Origin of the sequence: Streptomyces sp. CBMA156, assembly GCF_014596515.1 — a bacterium.
In the GTDB taxonomy this organism is placed as follows: domain Bacteria; phylum Actinomycetota; class Actinomycetes; order Streptomycetales; family Streptomycetaceae; genus Kitasatospora.
Genome location: NZ_MSJQ01000268.1, coordinates 1 through 14,325, shown reverse-complemented (window position 1 = coordinate 14,325; position 14,325 = coordinate 1). Strand labels below are relative to the sequence as shown.

The following is a 14,325-nucleotide window of genomic DNA, read 5'->3' as shown; positions in this document are numbered from 1 at the left end:
CTGTCTGAGAGCTGGAACTGATGAGCCTCGAACTGCTGCCCGCCGTCGATGTCCGCGACGGCCAGGCCGTCCGCCTGGTCAAGGGCGCCTCCGGCACCGAGACCTCCTTCGGCGAGCCGCTCGCCGCCGCCCTCGCCTGGCAGAACGCCGGCGCCGAGTGGCTGCACCTGGTCGACCTGGACGCCGCCTTCGGGACGGGCAGCAACTACGAGCTGCTGCGCGACGTCACCGGCAGGCTGGACATCAAGGTCGAGCTGTCCGGCGGCATCCGCGACGACGAGTCGCTGGCCCGCGCGCTCGCCACCGGCTGCACCCGGGTCAACCTCGGCACCGCCGCCCTGGAGGCCCCGGAGTGGGTCGCCAAGGCCATCGCCGAGCACGGCGACAAGATCGCCGTCGGCCTGGACGTGGTCGGCACCACCCTGCGCGGCCGCGGCTGGACCCGCGACGGCGGCCAGCTCTTCGACGTGCTGGCCCGCCTCGACCAGGAGGGCTGCGCCCGCTACGTCGTCACCGACGTCAACCGGGACGGCACCCTGACCGGCCCCAACCTCCAGCTGCTGCGCGACGTCTGCGCCGCGACGGACAAGCCCGTGGTCGCCTCCGGCGGCGTTTCCTCGCTGGACGACCTGCGCGCCATCGCCTCGCTGGTCGGCGAGGGTGTCGAGGGCGCCATCGTGGGCAAGGCACTCTACGAGCAGAAGTTCACCCTCGAAGAGGCCCTGGAGGCGGTTTCAGGATGACGGACGGTCGGATCGTACGTGGCAGGGTCGGCGGATTCTCCCCCTGGGAGGACGAGTTCGGCTACTCCCGGGCGGTCGCCGCGGGCGACCACGTGCACGTGGCCGGCTCCACCGCCTGGGTGGACGGCCGGATCGAGCACGAGGGCGACCCGTACCGGCAGACCCTCGCCGCGTTCGGCGTCGGGCTCTCGGCCCTCGCCGCGTACGGTCTGACCACGGACGACGTCGTCCGCACCCGGATGTACATCGCCCACGTCCGCGACGCCGAGGAGGTGGGCCGCGCCCACCGCGAACTCTTCGGCGCCGCACGCCCGGTGGCCACCATGGTGGTGGTCGACGGACTGATCGACTCCCGGATGCTGGTCGAGGTCGAGCTCGACGCGTACCGATCCGGGCTGGCAAAGACCCTGGAAGCCCCGGAAGGCGAACAGCCGTGACCCTCGCAGTACGTGTCATCCCCTGCCTCGACGTGGACGCCGGGCGGGTGGTCAAGGGCGTCAACTTCCAGAACCTGCGCGACGCCGGCGACCCGGTCGAGATGGCCAAGCTCTACGACGCCGAGGGCGCCGACGAGCTGACCTTCCTCGACATCACCGCCTCCTCCGGCGACCGGGAGACCACCTACGACGTGGTCCGCCGCACCGCCGAGCAGGTGTTCATCCCGCTGACCGTGGGCGGCGGCATCCGCGCCGTCGAGGACGTCGACAAGCTGCTGCGGGCCGGCGCCGACAAGGTCGGCGTCAACACCGCGGCGATCGCCCGGCCGGAGCTGGTGCGGGAGATCGCCCGGCGGTTCGGGCGGCAGGTGCTGGTGCTCTCGGTCGACGCCCGGCGCTGCCCCTCCGGCGTGGAGACCGAGTCCGGTTTCGAAGTCACCACGCACGGCGGGCGCCAGGGCACCGGGCTCGACGCCGTCGAGTGGGCGGGCCGCGCCGCCGAGCTGGGCGCGGGCGAGATCCTGCTCAACTCGATGGACGCGGACGGCACCAAGGACGGCTACGACCTGGACATGATCCGGGCCGTGCGCAAGGCCGTCTCGGTGCCGGTGATCGCCTCCGGCGGGGCGGGCAAGCTCGCGGACTTCGGGCCGGCCGTCGACGCGGGTGCGGACGCGGTGCTGGCGGCCAGCGTGTTCCACTTCGGGGACCTGCGGATCGGCGACGTCAAGGGCGCGCTGCGGGAGGCCGGGCACCCGGTGCGCTGATCTTGTGGCGGTGCCCGTCCGCGTTCGCGGACGGGCACCGCTCCTTTTGTCGGCTCAGGACTCCCGCCGGCTCAGGACTCCCGGGTTCTCCGCGGGCTCAGGACTCCCGGGGCTCGCCCTTGATCAGCGCGAAGGGGGCGCCGTTCGGGTCCGCGAGCCAGGCGATCCGGCCGACGTTCTCCACGTCCGAGGCCGGCATCAGCACCGAGCCGCCGGCCGCCGTCGCCCTGGCGACCACCGCGTCCACGTCCTCGGCGGCGAAGTACGGCGTCCAGGCGGGGGGCTGCTCCGGCGACATGACCGGGGCGATCCCGCCGAAGCCGGTGTCCCGCTGGTCGCCCTCGGCGGTGGAGACCACCCGGTAGCTCATGCCCGGCGACGGCTCGAAGTTCTCCACCCGCCAGCCGAACAGCTGCCGGTAGAAGGTGAAGGCGCCGTCCTGGTCGGACGTGTGCAGCTCGGCCCAGACCAGGGCGCCCTCCTCCGAGACGGCGTCCAGTCCCTTGGTGTCGCCGGCCTGCCAGACGGCGAACCGGGCGCCCTGCGGGTCCGAGAACTGTGCCAGCCGGCCCTCCCGCATCACGTCCATGGGCTCGACCAGGACCTTGCCGCCGGCCTGCTGCACGGCGTTGGCGGTGGCGTCCGCGTCGGCGCTGCGGAAGTACGTCGTCCAGGTGGAGCTGTCACCCGCGTCGAGCGAGCCGATCGCGCCGACGGTCCTCCCGTTCAGCTGGACGAAGCCGTAGCCGCCGGTCTCGGGGATCTCCAGGAACGTCCAGCCGAAGACCTCGCGGTAGAAGCCGGCGGTGGCGGGGATGTCCGGGCTGCCCAGGTCGATCCAGCAGGGCGAGCCGATGGGGAAGTCGGTGGTGATCATGGGAGGGTGCCCCTTCGACGGTTCGACGCTTCGGCGAAGTGACCGGGGCGGTTCCGTCGGGCGCGCGCCCGCCCGCTCCCCGGCCACCTGCGAGTCTGCACCCGGGCACCGACATCCGCAGCCGGAGCACGGTCGGGGGAGCGCGACGGGCCCGCCCCTGGCGGGCCCGTCCTGGGCTCAGCCCCCGGTCTTGTGCCAGGTGCGGGACGGCGAGGAGATGCTGTTGTAGCCACTCCCGCCGTCCCAGTAGACCCGCAGCTCGGTGCGGTAGGTGTGCCCCTCCTTCGGGAACACGATGTAGCCGTCGTAGTAGTGCCGGCCGGTGGCACACCGGTGCCCCACCTGGAAGTTCTCGCCGGTGGTGTCGTCCCAGAGGAAGACCGGGGCCTGGCAGGCGGCGGACGCGAAGTTGGTGTGCGCGCCGGCGGAGATGACCGAGTCGGTCATCTCGATGCACGCGCTCTTGGTGCCGTCGCTGCGGCACTCGGGGCCACCCACGCCCGCCGCCGCCGAGCCGGCGGTGACGAACCCCAGCCCTCCGGCCAGCGCCGTGGCGGCCACGGTGGTGACGACGGCTCGCTTCATCCTGTTGTCGAACACAGTGTTCCTTCCTGTCGTTGTCGGGACAGGCACCGATCCTGCCGGGGGCGGATCGACAGCCGATCAACGCGCGGGACCTCCGCGTTGATCGGGGAGCGGTCACGGCAGCGGCAGGACGTGGCGGAGGGCCTCGACGGCGTCGGGGGCGCCGTCGACGGTGAGGGTGGTCCGGTCGCCCCGGCCGTAGGCGAAGAGGACCAGCTCGCCGGGTTCGCCGGTGAGGTGGACGGTGGGGGCGCCGGCCGGGCCGACGGTGAGGGAACGGCCGTCCGGGTGGGTGAGGGCCAGCCGCACGGGGGAGCGGCGGCCCGCCTCGAAGCGGGCGATGAGGGGGAGGCGGCGCCACAGGGCCTCGGCGCGGCCGGGCGGGACGGGCTGCCCGGTCCAGTCCTCGGCCGCGCGCACGACGTCCTCGGAGTGGACGAAGTACTCCACGGTGTTCGCCGCCTCGTCGGCACCGGGCAGGGCGAACGGGGAGTAGACCGGCGGGCCGGCCCGGAACAGCCACACCAGCTCCTCGTACGGCCGCTCGGCGTAGCCGTCCTGCACCCGCTGCGTCCAGCCGGCCAGTGCGCCGACCCGGATGCCCGCGGCGGCGTCGGGGCGGCGCTCGCGGACGACCAGGTGGGCGGCGAGGTCCCGGGTGGTCCAGCCGGCGCAGAGGGTGGGGGCGTCCGGCCCGGCGGCGGTGAGCAGTCGGGCGAGCCGGTGGCGTTCGGCGAGGGCGTGGTTCGACATGGCGTCAGCCTAGGGGGTCGGTCCTGTGCCGGGCCGGTCCGGCGGTCGGGGTCTCCGGGGTGCCGTCTCCTGGTTTCCGGGGCCCGGTTCCCGTCAGCCGATCCCCGCCAGCCCATCCCCGTCAGCCGGTTCCCGTCAGCCGGGGGTGGCCGCGAAGCCGGCGCAGAGCAGGCGGACGCTCCGGGTGAACTTCTCGTCCTGGCTCAGGCGCGGCATCGACGGGCCCATGACCAGGGGGAACCGCTCGCACAGTTCGGCGTACAGCTCGGCGGTGACGGGCGGCGGCGCGGCCGGCTGGTTCTGCTCCTGGAGGACGAAGCCGGTGACGTGGCTGAGGAGGGTGTCGGCGGCGATGGCGCAGTGGCCGGCGGGCAGGCCGGCGTCGAGGAGGGTGCGCAGCAGGCGTTCCATCAGGGAGAGGGCGCCGGTGCTGAGCGTGCCGGGGCTCTCGGCGAGGAGCTGGGCGCCGCCGGGGTGCTGCTTGATGCTCAGGCGCAGGGCGGTGGCCTGGGTCCGGACGCGGTCCTGCCAGGTGGCGGTGGCCGGAAGGCCGTCCAGGGCTTCGGTGCCGGCGTCGTACGCCCGGCGGCAGACCCGGTCGGCCATCAGGGCGAGCAGTTCGTCCTTGCCGCGTACGTGGTAGTAGAGGCTGCCCGCGTGGGCGTCGAGGCGGTCGGCGACCTGGCGCATGGACAGGTTCTGGTAGCCGACCTCGGCGAAGACGGCCATGCCCGCGTCGACGATGCGGTCCTTGGTGAGCTTCATGGGCCTACCGTACAACGCTTTCCAACACTGTTCGAAAACTGTGCTAGCTTTGCGTCATCGGATTTTCGAACGGCGTTGGAAAGCGCCGGAACCAGGGGGAGGGGACAGGCAATGGGGGCGATCGTCTTCAACGTGACCACGGCCGCGCTGATGGTCATGATGGTCAACTGCGGGCTCGGCGTGGTCGGCCGCGAGACCCTGCGGGGGCGGCAGCTCCCGTGGGCGGCGATCGGCCTGACCGCGCTCGCCGTCGGCGGCGTGCTGCTCCAGCTGGTCTGGTCCGGCGCCATGGACGCGCTCGACGCGGACCCCGCCAGGACCGGCTGGTGGCGCGAGTTCACCTCGGTGTTCATGCAGAACGGCGGCCTCTTCGGCGGCCTGTGGAACCTCGTCACCCTCGCCGCCGTCGCCGCGCTCGCCCAGTGGTACTGGGGCGGCCCGCTCACCCTCGGCTTCTTCCTCGCCGGCATCCTGCTGCCCGGCCGGATCGACACCCTGCTCGGCCTCGGCGACGGGCCCAGCACCGACCCGCGCAACTTCGCCGGCAGCTCCGGCGCCACCTACTTCCTCGGCGCCACCCTCGCCCTCGCCTTCCTCACCCGCACCCGCCTGCCCAGGGAACTCGCCCTGGCGGCCGGCGTCCCCGCGCTCGGCCTCGCGATGTGGATCGCCCAGGACAACGGCCACGGGCTGGTCTCCGTCTACGGCTTCGCCCTCGCCGCGGCCGTCTGGGCGGTCCGCCGCCGCCTGCCCCGCCCGGCCCCCGGGCGAGCGGCCTGACCGGGGGCATGGCGGCAGCCTCCCGCGGCGCGCAATGACGTCGGCCCCGACCGGAACCCGGTCGGGGCCGACGTCTGCCGACCGGGATGTCACCGACCACCCCGGAAGCCGGCCCACCGCTGAGCTGCCCGGCGCAGCCCGGCAGTCCACGGGTCCGGATCCGCTCCGGCGATGTCGGCCCACATCCGGGCCTGAGCCCGCGCGAAGGCGTCCACCACCGCCGGCTCGCCGCGCTGCCACGCCGGAACCCTGGCAGCCCACGCCTCCGCCGAGGCCGGACTGTGGCCGCCCGCGGCGATCAACCAGATCACCCACAGAGCCGGGTCGATCCAGGGCGCTCCACGGGTGGCCCACGCCCAGTCGACCAGGAGCGCGCGATCCTGGCGGATCAACGCGTTCTCGTTGTTCAGGTCGGTGTGCAGCAGGGAACCGCCGGCGAATCGGGCCGGCATCCCGGGATCGTCCACGTATGCGGACCAGCGCTGCTCGGCACGACGAATCCCGATCTCGGGGCATGGCGTGCTGCCGAGTCGGCTGAGGACGTCGACCATGAGCTCCAGGTCCCCGGAGGCCTCGTAGTCGGCGTGACGGCCCTTGATGTGTTCGAACGCGACCAGACTCCAGCCGTCAACCTCCAGATGCCACAGCACCTTTGGGGCGAGCCCTGGAAGGAAGGGGTTGATCTCCGCCTCCCGTTGCTGGGTCCACACCCGCGGGTGGCTCAGCCGCATGCCCTTGACGAACACACTGCCCTCCGCGGTAGCGAGCCTGGCGGCGATCTCGGAATTGAATCCGGCCGGGACGGTCTCCGCGGTGAGGACCCGCCCTCCGAGCCGGGCAGAGGCGGCCAGGCGAACGGAGTCGGGCAGGTCCGTCCAGCGGACACGGGTGGTGGTCACGGCGCACAGCCTCCCAGAACCGGCCCGAAGGCCGACGGCGCCAGGGCCGTCGGCCTTCGGGATCAAGTCCTACTGGTACGGATTGTCGTCGCCGCACCCCGGGAGGGCGTCGGCGCTGAAGTCCTCCAGGTCGTCGATGAACGAGACCTCCTCCTCGTCCTTCTCCGTACGCGTGGCGGTCATCTGGACCATGATGGTGGTCATGCCGAGTTCCCCTTCTGTCCGTGCCGGCAGTAGGTGTTCAGTGGAGCCTTCGCTTCCTGGTATCGCTTGGCCAGTGGCCTGCACACCGAGCAGTTGTCGGAGAGCTGGCAGCCGGAGCAGCCACCGGTGCGAAGCATGAGGTGGTCGGCGATTCCGCCGAGCCTGGCGAGGCCTTGGGTGCCCTCGGCCATGAGGTCGATCTGTTCGTCTCGGCCGACCTTGCAGATCGAGGCCCGCCCGTGCGGGTCGACGTGCAGGAACGTGTGTCCCGCGTTGCAGCCCGTGAACCGTTCGAGTGGCTTCAGGTGAGCGGGTGACTGGGACGCAAGCGATTCGGCGCCGCTGTAGATCGTCGGCGACATGTGGGTGTACTCCTTGTACGGAAGCCCGAGTTGGTCCGCCAGCCTGCGCATCCCGTCGTGCTCGTGTGCGTTCTGCGCGGTGACGATCAGAGCCAGTTGCAAGGGAAGGCCTGCCGCGATCCCGGCGGCCAGTCCGTGCGTGACTCGCCTGAAGGTGCCCCGGCGGCGGGTGAACGAGTCGTACGTCTCCGCGGTCGCCCCATAGAGTGAGACGGTGACCCGGTACGGCCTGCCGGCGGTGAGTGCTTCCAGGGTGACGGAGTTCGCCAGCCGGGTGCCGTTCGTCAGGACCTCGATCATCATCCCCAGGTTGTGGGCGAGTTGGCACGCGGCTGCGAAGTGGGGGTCGATCAGGGACTCGCCCCCCGTGATCTGGAGCCACAGGATCCCGGCGTCCCGGAGGACGAGAAGCATGCCGAGGTTGATCTCCCAACTTGCCCGACTGTGCCCGTACAGCGGCGCGTCGCGGACGAGAACGGCCTCCTCCAGGCGTCGAGGAGTCAGTTCCACGCCCCAACGCGCGTGGGCGGCATCAGCGAGCCAGGAAGGAATGCCGATCCCGGAGTCACGGGCTCGCTCCAGTTCTCGGAACCGCAGCTCGGACAGCTTGATGCCCTCCAGCCGGCTCGGTCGCAGCAGAACGAAGCTGTTGAGGAACGGGCTCGCGATCAGGTCGTGCAAGATGCGTCTCCTTCGCCTGGTAGCAGGGCTCGCAGATACGCCTCGGCGGCGCACTCGGTGTAATGGCGCCTGATCCGGACCGAGTCGCCCGGAGCACGCATGTAATCGTGCTGCTCGTGGTCATAGATTCCCCAGCACTCCAGGAGGCGGAAGTGAGGGTTCCGAGAGTCGATGAGCCGGATCTCGTACCGCGACAACGTGGGGGGGCTGCGCGCCGCCCGTCGTCCGGGTGGGCGCCACCTCGAACCACGTCACCTTGCCGGTCTTCACCAGGTACCAGCCCCAGGAGTGTGCGAGCGCCTCCACCAGGAGGAGGCCGCGACCGTCCGTGGCCGTCTCATCGGCCGTGATCATGTTGGGAAGACCCGGGCCCGAATCAGCGACTTCGACCCGCAGTCGCACACCGGTCCAGCACACCGTGACATGGGAGCGCTTCTCGGTGTGCTCGACGGAGTTGGTGATCAACTCGGCTGCGCACAGTTCCACGTCACGCAACGCCTCCTCGGACAGGAGCTCCGACCATGACCGAGCCGCACGCATCACCCACAGCCGGGCGGTGTGTGCAGCCTCCCTCGTCGGCTGTACTTCCCGAGTCTTCGGTGTCGGGAGCACGGCGCAGTGGTTGGTGTTCATCAGCCCTCCCGGACTGGGGTGTTGATCGGCGCGGCGGGGAGCAGCCGTACGGCGGTCAGGCCTGGAGTGGAGTGGGACTCGGTGCCCCGGCAGGCTTGAGTTCAGTGAACAGGCCCAAGTGCACGATCGGTAGGCTTGTCGACACGTAGAGTGGTTTACGCGGTTTACCGCTCCAGCTCGGAGGATCTGTCGTGGCCACACGCAAGGAGCCCAACCATCGCCTCAGGGAGGCGATTTCAGCCACCGGATGCACCTATGAGGCGTTGGCCGGCGCTGTGCGGCGAATCGGTGCGGAGAACGGCGAGACGCTGCTGACCAACAAGTCCGCCGTGGCTCACTGGATCAAGGGCGCACAGCCGGCCGGGCAGGTTGGTGGGTACATCGCCGAGGCGCTGTCCCGTCGCTCCGGGCGTCGTTTCACCCTGGCGGAGCTCGGCTTCGCCTCCCCGGAAGAGTCGTTGGCGGCGAGTGGTGATCCGGTTGAGGCGGTTGCCAACCTCGGCCGCGCGGACGTTGAGCGTCGAACCTTCCTGGCCGTTGCCGCCTTTACCACCGCTGGAGTGGCAATGCCGCTGCTCTACGACCCCGAACCGATCTCGCGCCTGATGCGGGCTCGAACCGGAGCGGTGCGCGTGGGTACGGAGGAAGTCGAAGTCGTCCGAGAGGTCACCGCCGCGTTCAGCGCCGCAGATGAACGACTCGGCGGCGGGCACGGGCTCACGACCGTCACCGCCTACCTTGCCGACACGGCAGCCCCGATGCTCAACGGTCGTTTTCCCGATGAAAGTACGCGGCGTCGAGCTTTCGGGGCGGTCGCCGAACTCGCTTACCTGGCGGGGTGGAAGCACCATGACCTTGGCCATGAAGGTGCGGCACAGCACTACTACCAGGTCGGCTATCAGCTCGCTGTCGAGGCTGACCCTCACGGTCATGCCGGATGGATGATGCGTGCTCTGGCGCACCAGGCGCTCAGCCTCAAGCAGCCCCATCACTGTGTGGCGTTGATCGAGAATGCGCTCGCTCGGAGCGTCGGTCGCGTGGATGGGAGGACCGAAGCACTTCTCCACATCACCCACGCCCGCGCTTTTGCCGCCACCCGTGACAAGCCCGCTGCAGCCAAGGCGCTCCTTATGGCGGAGAACTCGCTGATCCGCGACGGCGACCAGCAGCCCAGCTTCTCGCTCGTCAGCGGCCCGGCGGCCGGGACCATCGCCAGTCACACGGCCCGCACTCTTACTGACCTTGGGGACCATGCTGGAACGGAAGGGCAGCACCGTGCCGCGTTGATCCGTTGGGATGCGGAGAAGTACAAGCGTGTTCATGCCCTCACCTACGCCGATCTCGGCGACAGTCTGGCTGCTCAGGCCCGGGCGGACGAGGCGGTGGTGACTTGGGGGCGTGCGCTCGATCTCATGGACGGTATGACGTCGGATCGGACGAGAAAGGCGATCTCTTCGATCCGTCCCTGCGTGGCGATCTATCGTAGACGTGGTGTCCCAGGAGCCGTTGACTTGGAGCGCCGCGCAGGCGAAGCACTGACGTGACAGCCGCACTGGAGAAAGGACCCGACTGACGTGGCTCACCCGACCGCTGATCAGCCCCCTCTCAGGCCAGCTACGGAGTCGATGACCCTGTTGGTCGCGGCCGTCATCGTTCACGATCTCGAAGCCCAGCGAGTCGTTCTCCTGAGGCGAGGGCCGAAGGCGAAGTTCGCGCGGGGCATGTGGGATCTGCCGGTCGGCAAGAGCGAGCCCGGCGAACCGATCACGCAGACGGCTGTGCGTGAACTCAGAGAGGAGACCGGCCTTGTCGTTGACTCCGAGGATCTGCGTCTGGCCCATGTCATCCATGGGGCCCGAGGTGTAGAGGCGCCGAACGGCTTCCTGACCGTTGTCTTCGCCGCTCATCGCTGGTCCGGCGACCTCATCAACGGGGAGCCTGCCAAGCACTCGGAGGTGGCGTGGGTCGGTGTCGATGCGGTACCGGACGAATTCGTCTCGACCACCAGGGAAGCCCTGATCGGCTATCTCGGCGACGGCCCGCGCGTCTCCCTTGATTCATGGTGAGATTGACTGCGGTGTGGGATCTCCGCCTGCCGAGAGCCCACACCGAAAACCCGCCCATCTGAAGAGCCTCTGGTCTTCCGGGTCTGTGCCCTATGGCAATGCCTCAGGTGTGGGTGGCAGCCCGTACGGGTGAGTTCGGCGAAGCGGCTGCCGAGCGGGGCCGGTGTGGGCCATCCTCGTGGCCATGACCTCCGAGCAGCCGCCGCCCGCAGCCGACTCCCGTCCGTCCCGCGGCCTGGTTCTCACCGTTGCCGCCGTGCTGGTCGTCCTGCTCGCGGTGGTGGCCACCGCGGTGCTGTGGCCGGACGACAAGAAGCCGGCCGCCGCGCCGCCGCCCACCCCCACGGCCACGCCGACGCCGACCCCCACGCCGACGCCCACCCCCACCAAGCCGCCGCCGCCGTACGCCTTCTTCCCGGTCGGCGCCTGCTTCGACCACCCCCAGCTGAGCCCGGTGATCACCAAGGCGGAGGAGCGCCCGTGCGCCGGCGAGCACGACGGCGAGGTGATCGCCGACCTCCAGCTCGCCGACGGCCTCACCGGGGAGATCCCGCTCGCGCTCGCCATGCGGGAGGGCTGCAAGGACGCCGAAGCCGCCGCCAAGGCCCGCCAGGGCGACGGAAAGACCTACTACGGCCGCCAGTTCGGCCCGGCCATGGCCAACTACCAGCAGGGCTGGCGGGACTACACCTGCACCCTGACCGTGAGCAACAAGCAGGGCGGCCCCAAGCTGACCGGGCAGTTGCGCCCGTAGCGGGCCCGGTGCGGTCCGGTTCGTCCCGCGGAAGCCGCGGGGAGCGCGGCCCCGCAGGTGGGAGCGCGGGCGGGCGCCGTGGGGACGGCGGGCCGGGCTGACACAATGGGGCCCATGTCCACCACACCCGCCACTCCCGGCAGCACCGCCCTCGCCAACGGGATCGCCGCCCGCCTCAAGCGCACCGAGGACGGGCTGATCCCGGCCGTCGCCCAGCAGTACGACACCGGCGAGGTGCTGATGCTCGGCTGGATGGACGACGAGGCGCTGCACCGCACCCTCACCACCGGCCGCTGCACCTACTGGAGCCGCAGCCGCCGTGAGTACTGGGTGAAGGGCGACACCTCGGGCCACGTCCAGGTGGTCAAGTCGGTGGCCCTGGACTGTGACGGCGACACCCTGCTGGTCAAGGTCGACCAGACCGGCGCGGCCTGCCACACCGGCGACCGCACCTGCTTCGACGCCGACGTGCTCCCGCTGTCCTGACCCCACTCCGCCCACAACTCCAGAAGGTGCCGCCCGTCATGGAACTCGAAGCCTTCCGCAAGCTCGCCGTCGACACCCGGGTCATCCCGGTCACCCGCAGGCTCCTCGCGGACGGCCTCACCCCGATCGGCCTCTACCGCAGCCTCGCCGAGGAGCGCCCCGGCACCTTCCTGCTGGAGTCCGCCGAACAGGGCCGCAGCTGGTCGCGCTACTCCTTCGTCGGGGTGCGCAGCGCCGCCTCGCTCACCGTCGGCCCGGACGGCGGGGCCCGCTGGCTCGGCACCCCGCCGGTCGGCATCCCCACCACCGGCGACCCGCTGGAGGTGCTGCGGGCCGCCCTCCAGGCACTGCACACCCCGCGCCAGGAGGACGACGGCCTGCCCCCGCTCACCGGCGGCCTGGTCGGCTACCTCGGCTACGACATCGTCCGCCGGCTGGAGAAGCTGCCCGACCTCAACCCGGACGACCTGCGGCTCCCCGAGCTCACCATGCTGCTCGCCACCGACCTCGCGGTGCTCGACCACGTCGACGGCACGGTGCTGCTGATCGCCAACGCCGTCAACCACAACGACCTGGCCAGCGGCGTGGACGAGGCCTGGGCGGACGCGGTGGCCCGGCTGGACGCGATGGAGGCCGAGCTGTCCAAGCCGGTCGACCCGGGCCTGGCCACCTTCACCCCGGCCGGCCCCGGCGAGGTGCACTCGCCGTTCGGCGGCGAGCCGTACCGGGCCGCGGTGGAGGAGATCAAGGAGCGGATCCGGGCCGGCGAGGCCTTCCAGGTGGTGCCCTCGCAGCGCTTCGAGGCGCCCTGTCCGGCCTCCGCGCTGGACGTCTACCGGGTGCTGCGCACCACCAACCCCAGCCCGTACATGTACCTGTTCCGCTTCCCCGGCCCGGACGGCGGGGCCGAGGGCGGCTTCGACGTGGTCGGGTCCAGCCCCGAGGCGCTGGTCAAGGTCACCGAGGGCGAGGCGATGCTGCACCCGATCGCCGGCACCCGGCACCGCGGCGCCACCCCGCACGAGGACGCGGCGCTGGCCGCCGAGCTGCTCGCCGACCCCAAGGAGCGGGCCGAGCACCTGATGCTGGTGGACCTCGGCCGCAACGACCTCGGCCGGGTCTGCGAGCCGGGCAGCGTCGAGGTGGTCGACTTCATGCAGATCGAGCGCTACAGCCACGTGATGCACATCGTGTCGACGGTCACCGGCAAGGTCGCCCCCGGGCGGACCGCCTTCGACGTGCTGACCGCCTGCTTCCCGGCCGGCACCCTCTCCGGCGCGCCCAAGCCGCGGGCGATGCGGATCATCGAGGAGCTGGAGCCCACCCGCCGCGGCCTGTACGGGGGCTGCGTCGGCTATCTGGACTTCGCCGGGGACTCGGACACCGCGATCGCGATCCGCACCGCGGTGCTGCGCGACGGCACCGCGTACGTGCAGGCCGGCGCGGGCGTGGTCGCCGACTCCGACCCGCACGGCGAGGACACCGAGTGCCGCAACAAGGCGGCCGCCGTGCTGCGGGCCGTCGCCACCGCCAATACGCTGCGGACGCCGGAACCGTCGTAGCGGTCGCGGGGCCGGTGCGGTGACTGCCGGAACGCGCGAGGAGGCGGCCGGGATGCCCGAGGTGCCGTACGACGAACTGCGCTGGGCGGTCGTGCTCGGCGCCGCCGGACAGCTCGGCGAGCAGCCGGCCGGCCACGGCCGGGTGCTGTCCGGGGTGGCGGTCGACTTCCCGGCTGCACCCGGCGGCCCCGGGCCTGAGGCGGTGCCGGCCCCGGACCCGGCGGAGCTCGCCCCGGACCTGGCGGTGCTCGCAGGGGACGCGGTGCGCGGCGCCCGGGGCCGGTTCGGCGCGGCCGGGGTCGAGGCCGTGCTGGAGGTGGCCAGGCCCGGCCTGGCGGAGGCGGCGAGGGCGTACGCGCGCAGCGGAGTCCCGCTGTACGTGGTGGTCGACCCGGCGGCGGCGGTCTGCACCGTGCACACCGCGCCGTCCCCCGAGGGGGTGTACCGGGAGGCCGAGCGGGTGCCGTTCGGCAACGACCTGTTCCTGCCGCTCGGCGGCCGCACGGTGGTGCTGCGGACGGACGAGTTCCCCACCCCGTCCCCGCTCCCCGACCCCACCCCGGCCCCGTTCCCGACCCCGGGTACGGCCTGAGGTGTCGGCCGGGGGATAGTGGACGGGTGACCGCTGAGCAGAGCCCCGCCCCCGCCACCCCCAGCCGCCGCACCCTCGGCGTGATGCTGCTGCTCACCGTGCTGAGCGCCGTCCTGGTGCTGACCGCGGCCGGGCGGACCTGGGCCGAGGGCAGGGCCGGCACCCTGGACGTGTCCGTCACCGGCGGCAGGATCTCCGAACTCCCGGGCGGGCTGGCCCTGGTGGGCCTCGCCGCGGCCGTCGCGGTGTTCGCGGTGCGCGGCGCCGGCCGGCTGGCGGTCGGCGCGCTGACCCTGCTGGCCGGGCTCGGCGCCGCGGCCGCCTCGGTGGCCGGAGCGGGCGACGCCGCGGCGCTGGACGCCGAGGCCGCCCGCAAGCT

The 14,325-nt window shown here is 71.7% G+C and carries 19 protein-coding genes; 11 read left to right on the top strand and 8 right to left on the bottom strand.

Annotated features, from left to right (window positions below; genetic code table 11):
- Positions 1-20 precede the first annotated feature (20 nt).
- Genes priA through hisF form a run of 3 tightly spaced genes read left to right on the top strand, consistent with a single transcriptional unit; the run spans position 21 to position 1,947 of the window.
- The gene (gene priA / locus BU198_RS22730; protein ID WP_411293222.1) at positions 21-743 is read left to right on the top strand and encodes a bifunctional 1-(5-phosphoribosyl)-5-((5-phosphoribosylamino)methylideneamino)imidazole-4-carboxamide isomerase/phosphoribosylanthranilate isomerase PriA; all 723 of its coding nucleotides are present in this window, start codon (positions 21-23) and stop codon (positions 741-743) included.
- Positions 740-1,180, top strand: a complete 441-nt coding sequence (locus tag BU198_RS22725) for a RidA family protein (protein WP_188298706.1) — start codon at positions 740-742, stop codon at positions 1,178-1,180. Before priA ends, BU198_RS22725 begins: the two co-directional genes overlap by 4 nt.
- Positions 1,177-1,947: an imidazole glycerol phosphate synthase subunit HisF gene (gene hisF, locus BU198_RS22720; protein ID WP_188298705.1), complete on the top strand. Its 771-nt coding sequence runs from the start codon at positions 1,177-1,179 to the stop codon at positions 1,945-1,947. Before BU198_RS22725 ends, hisF begins: the two co-directional genes overlap by 4 nt.
- A gap of 97 nt (positions 1,948-2,044) precedes the next feature.
- Here hisF and BU198_RS22715 read toward each other — a convergent pair whose 3' ends face one another.
- The 4 genes from BU198_RS22715 to BU198_RS22700 all read right to left on the bottom strand — a co-directional run bounded on the left by BU198_RS22715 (position 2,045) and on the right by BU198_RS22700 (position 4,927).
- Positions 2,045-2,824: a VOC family protein gene (locus tag BU198_RS22715; protein ID WP_188298704.1), complete on the bottom strand. Its 780-nt coding sequence runs from the start codon at positions 2,822-2,824 to the stop codon at positions 2,045-2,047.
- Positions 2,825-3,001: 177 nt separating this feature from the next.
- Positions 3,002-3,424, bottom strand: a complete 423-nt coding sequence (locus BU198_RS22710; RefSeq protein ID WP_188298703.1) for a hypothetical protein — start codon at positions 3,422-3,424, stop codon at positions 3,002-3,004.
- Positions 3,425-3,523: 99 nt separating this feature from the next.
- Positions 3,524-4,162 carry a TIGR03085 family metal-binding protein gene (locus BU198_RS22705; protein WP_188298702.1) on the bottom strand — a complete coding sequence of 213 codons (639 nt, stop codon included), beginning with the start codon at positions 4,160-4,162 and terminating at the stop codon, positions 3,524-3,526.
- A gap of 135 nt (positions 4,163-4,297) precedes the next feature.
- Positions 4,298-4,927, bottom strand: coding sequence for a TetR/AcrR family transcriptional regulator (locus tag BU198_RS22700; protein ID WP_188298701.1), 630 nt, complete (start codon positions 4,925-4,927; stop codon positions 4,298-4,300).
- Positions 4,928-5,038: 111 nt separating this feature from the next.
- Between BU198_RS22700 and BU198_RS22695 the strand changes: the two genes are divergently transcribed.
- Complete coding sequence (locus BU198_RS22695; protein WP_188298700.1) at positions 5,039-5,707, top strand: hypothetical protein; 669 nt, start codon at positions 5,039-5,041, stop codon at positions 5,705-5,707.
- An 89-nt stretch (positions 5,708-5,796) separates the two neighbouring features.
- On the opposite strand, the gene BU198_RS22690 is transcribed toward BU198_RS22695, so the two are convergent.
- The 4 genes from BU198_RS22690 to BU198_RS22680 form a co-directional block, all read right to left on the bottom strand.
- Entirely contained in the window at positions 5,797-6,606 is an 810-nt protein-coding gene (locus BU198_RS22690; protein ID WP_188298699.1) for an aminoglycoside phosphotransferase, read from the bottom strand.
- Between the two features lie 69 nt (positions 6,607-6,675).
- Entirely contained in the window at positions 6,676-6,810 is a 135-nt protein-coding gene (locus BU198_RS43395; RefSeq protein WP_262987058.1) for a hypothetical protein, read from the bottom strand.
- Complete coding sequence (locus BU198_RS22685) at positions 6,807-7,853, bottom strand: radical SAM protein (RefSeq protein ID WP_188298698.1); 1,047 nt, start codon at positions 7,851-7,853, stop codon at positions 6,807-6,809. Before BU198_RS22685 ends, BU198_RS43395 begins: the two co-directional genes overlap by 4 nt.
- A gap of 120 nt (positions 7,854-7,973) precedes the next feature.
- Positions 7,974-8,486, bottom strand: coding sequence for an ATP-binding protein (locus tag BU198_RS22680; protein WP_188298697.1), 513 nt, complete (start codon positions 8,484-8,486; stop codon positions 7,974-7,976).
- A 191-nt stretch (positions 8,487-8,677) separates the two neighbouring features.
- Here BU198_RS22680 and BU198_RS22675 point away from each other — a divergent pair, with 191 nt between their 5' ends.
- From BU198_RS22675 to BU198_RS22645, 7 genes are all read left to right on the top strand, one after another.
- Positions 8,678-10,030 (top strand): tetratricopeptide repeat protein, encoded by a 1,353-nt coding sequence (locus BU198_RS22675; RefSeq protein WP_188298696.1) that lies wholly within the window; start codon positions 8,678-8,680, stop codon positions 10,028-10,030.
- Positions 10,031-10,111: 81 nt separating this feature from the next.
- The gene (locus tag BU198_RS22670) at positions 10,112-10,552 is read left to right on the top strand and encodes an NUDIX domain-containing protein (RefSeq protein ID WP_188298695.1); all 441 of its coding nucleotides are present in this window, start codon (positions 10,112-10,114) and stop codon (positions 10,550-10,552) included.
- A 184-nt stretch (positions 10,553-10,736) separates the two neighbouring features.
- Positions 10,737-11,306 carry a hypothetical protein gene (locus tag BU198_RS22665; protein ID WP_188298694.1) on the top strand — a complete coding sequence of 190 codons (570 nt, stop codon included), beginning with the start codon at positions 10,737-10,739 and terminating at the stop codon, positions 11,304-11,306.
- Between the two features lie 114 nt (positions 11,307-11,420).
- Positions 11,421-11,792, top strand: a complete 372-nt coding sequence (hisI, locus tag BU198_RS22660; protein WP_188298693.1) for a phosphoribosyl-AMP cyclohydrolase — start codon at positions 11,421-11,423, stop codon at positions 11,790-11,792.
- Positions 11,793-11,830: 38 nt separating this feature from the next.
- The gene (locus BU198_RS22655; RefSeq protein ID WP_188298692.1) at positions 11,831-13,354 is read left to right on the top strand and encodes an anthranilate synthase component I; all 1,524 of its coding nucleotides are present in this window, start codon (positions 11,831-11,833) and stop codon (positions 13,352-13,354) included.
- Positions 13,355-13,406: 52 nt separating this feature from the next.
- A complete protein-coding gene (locus tag BU198_RS22650) occupies positions 13,407-13,946 on the top strand; it encodes a Uma2 family endonuclease (protein ID WP_188298691.1) in 540 nt (179 codons plus the stop codon).
- Between the two features lie 26 nt (positions 13,947-13,972).
- Positions 13,973-14,325: Trp biosynthesis-associated membrane protein (locus BU198_RS22645; RefSeq protein WP_188298690.1), on the top strand; the 353-nt coding region annotated here is incomplete at its 3' end.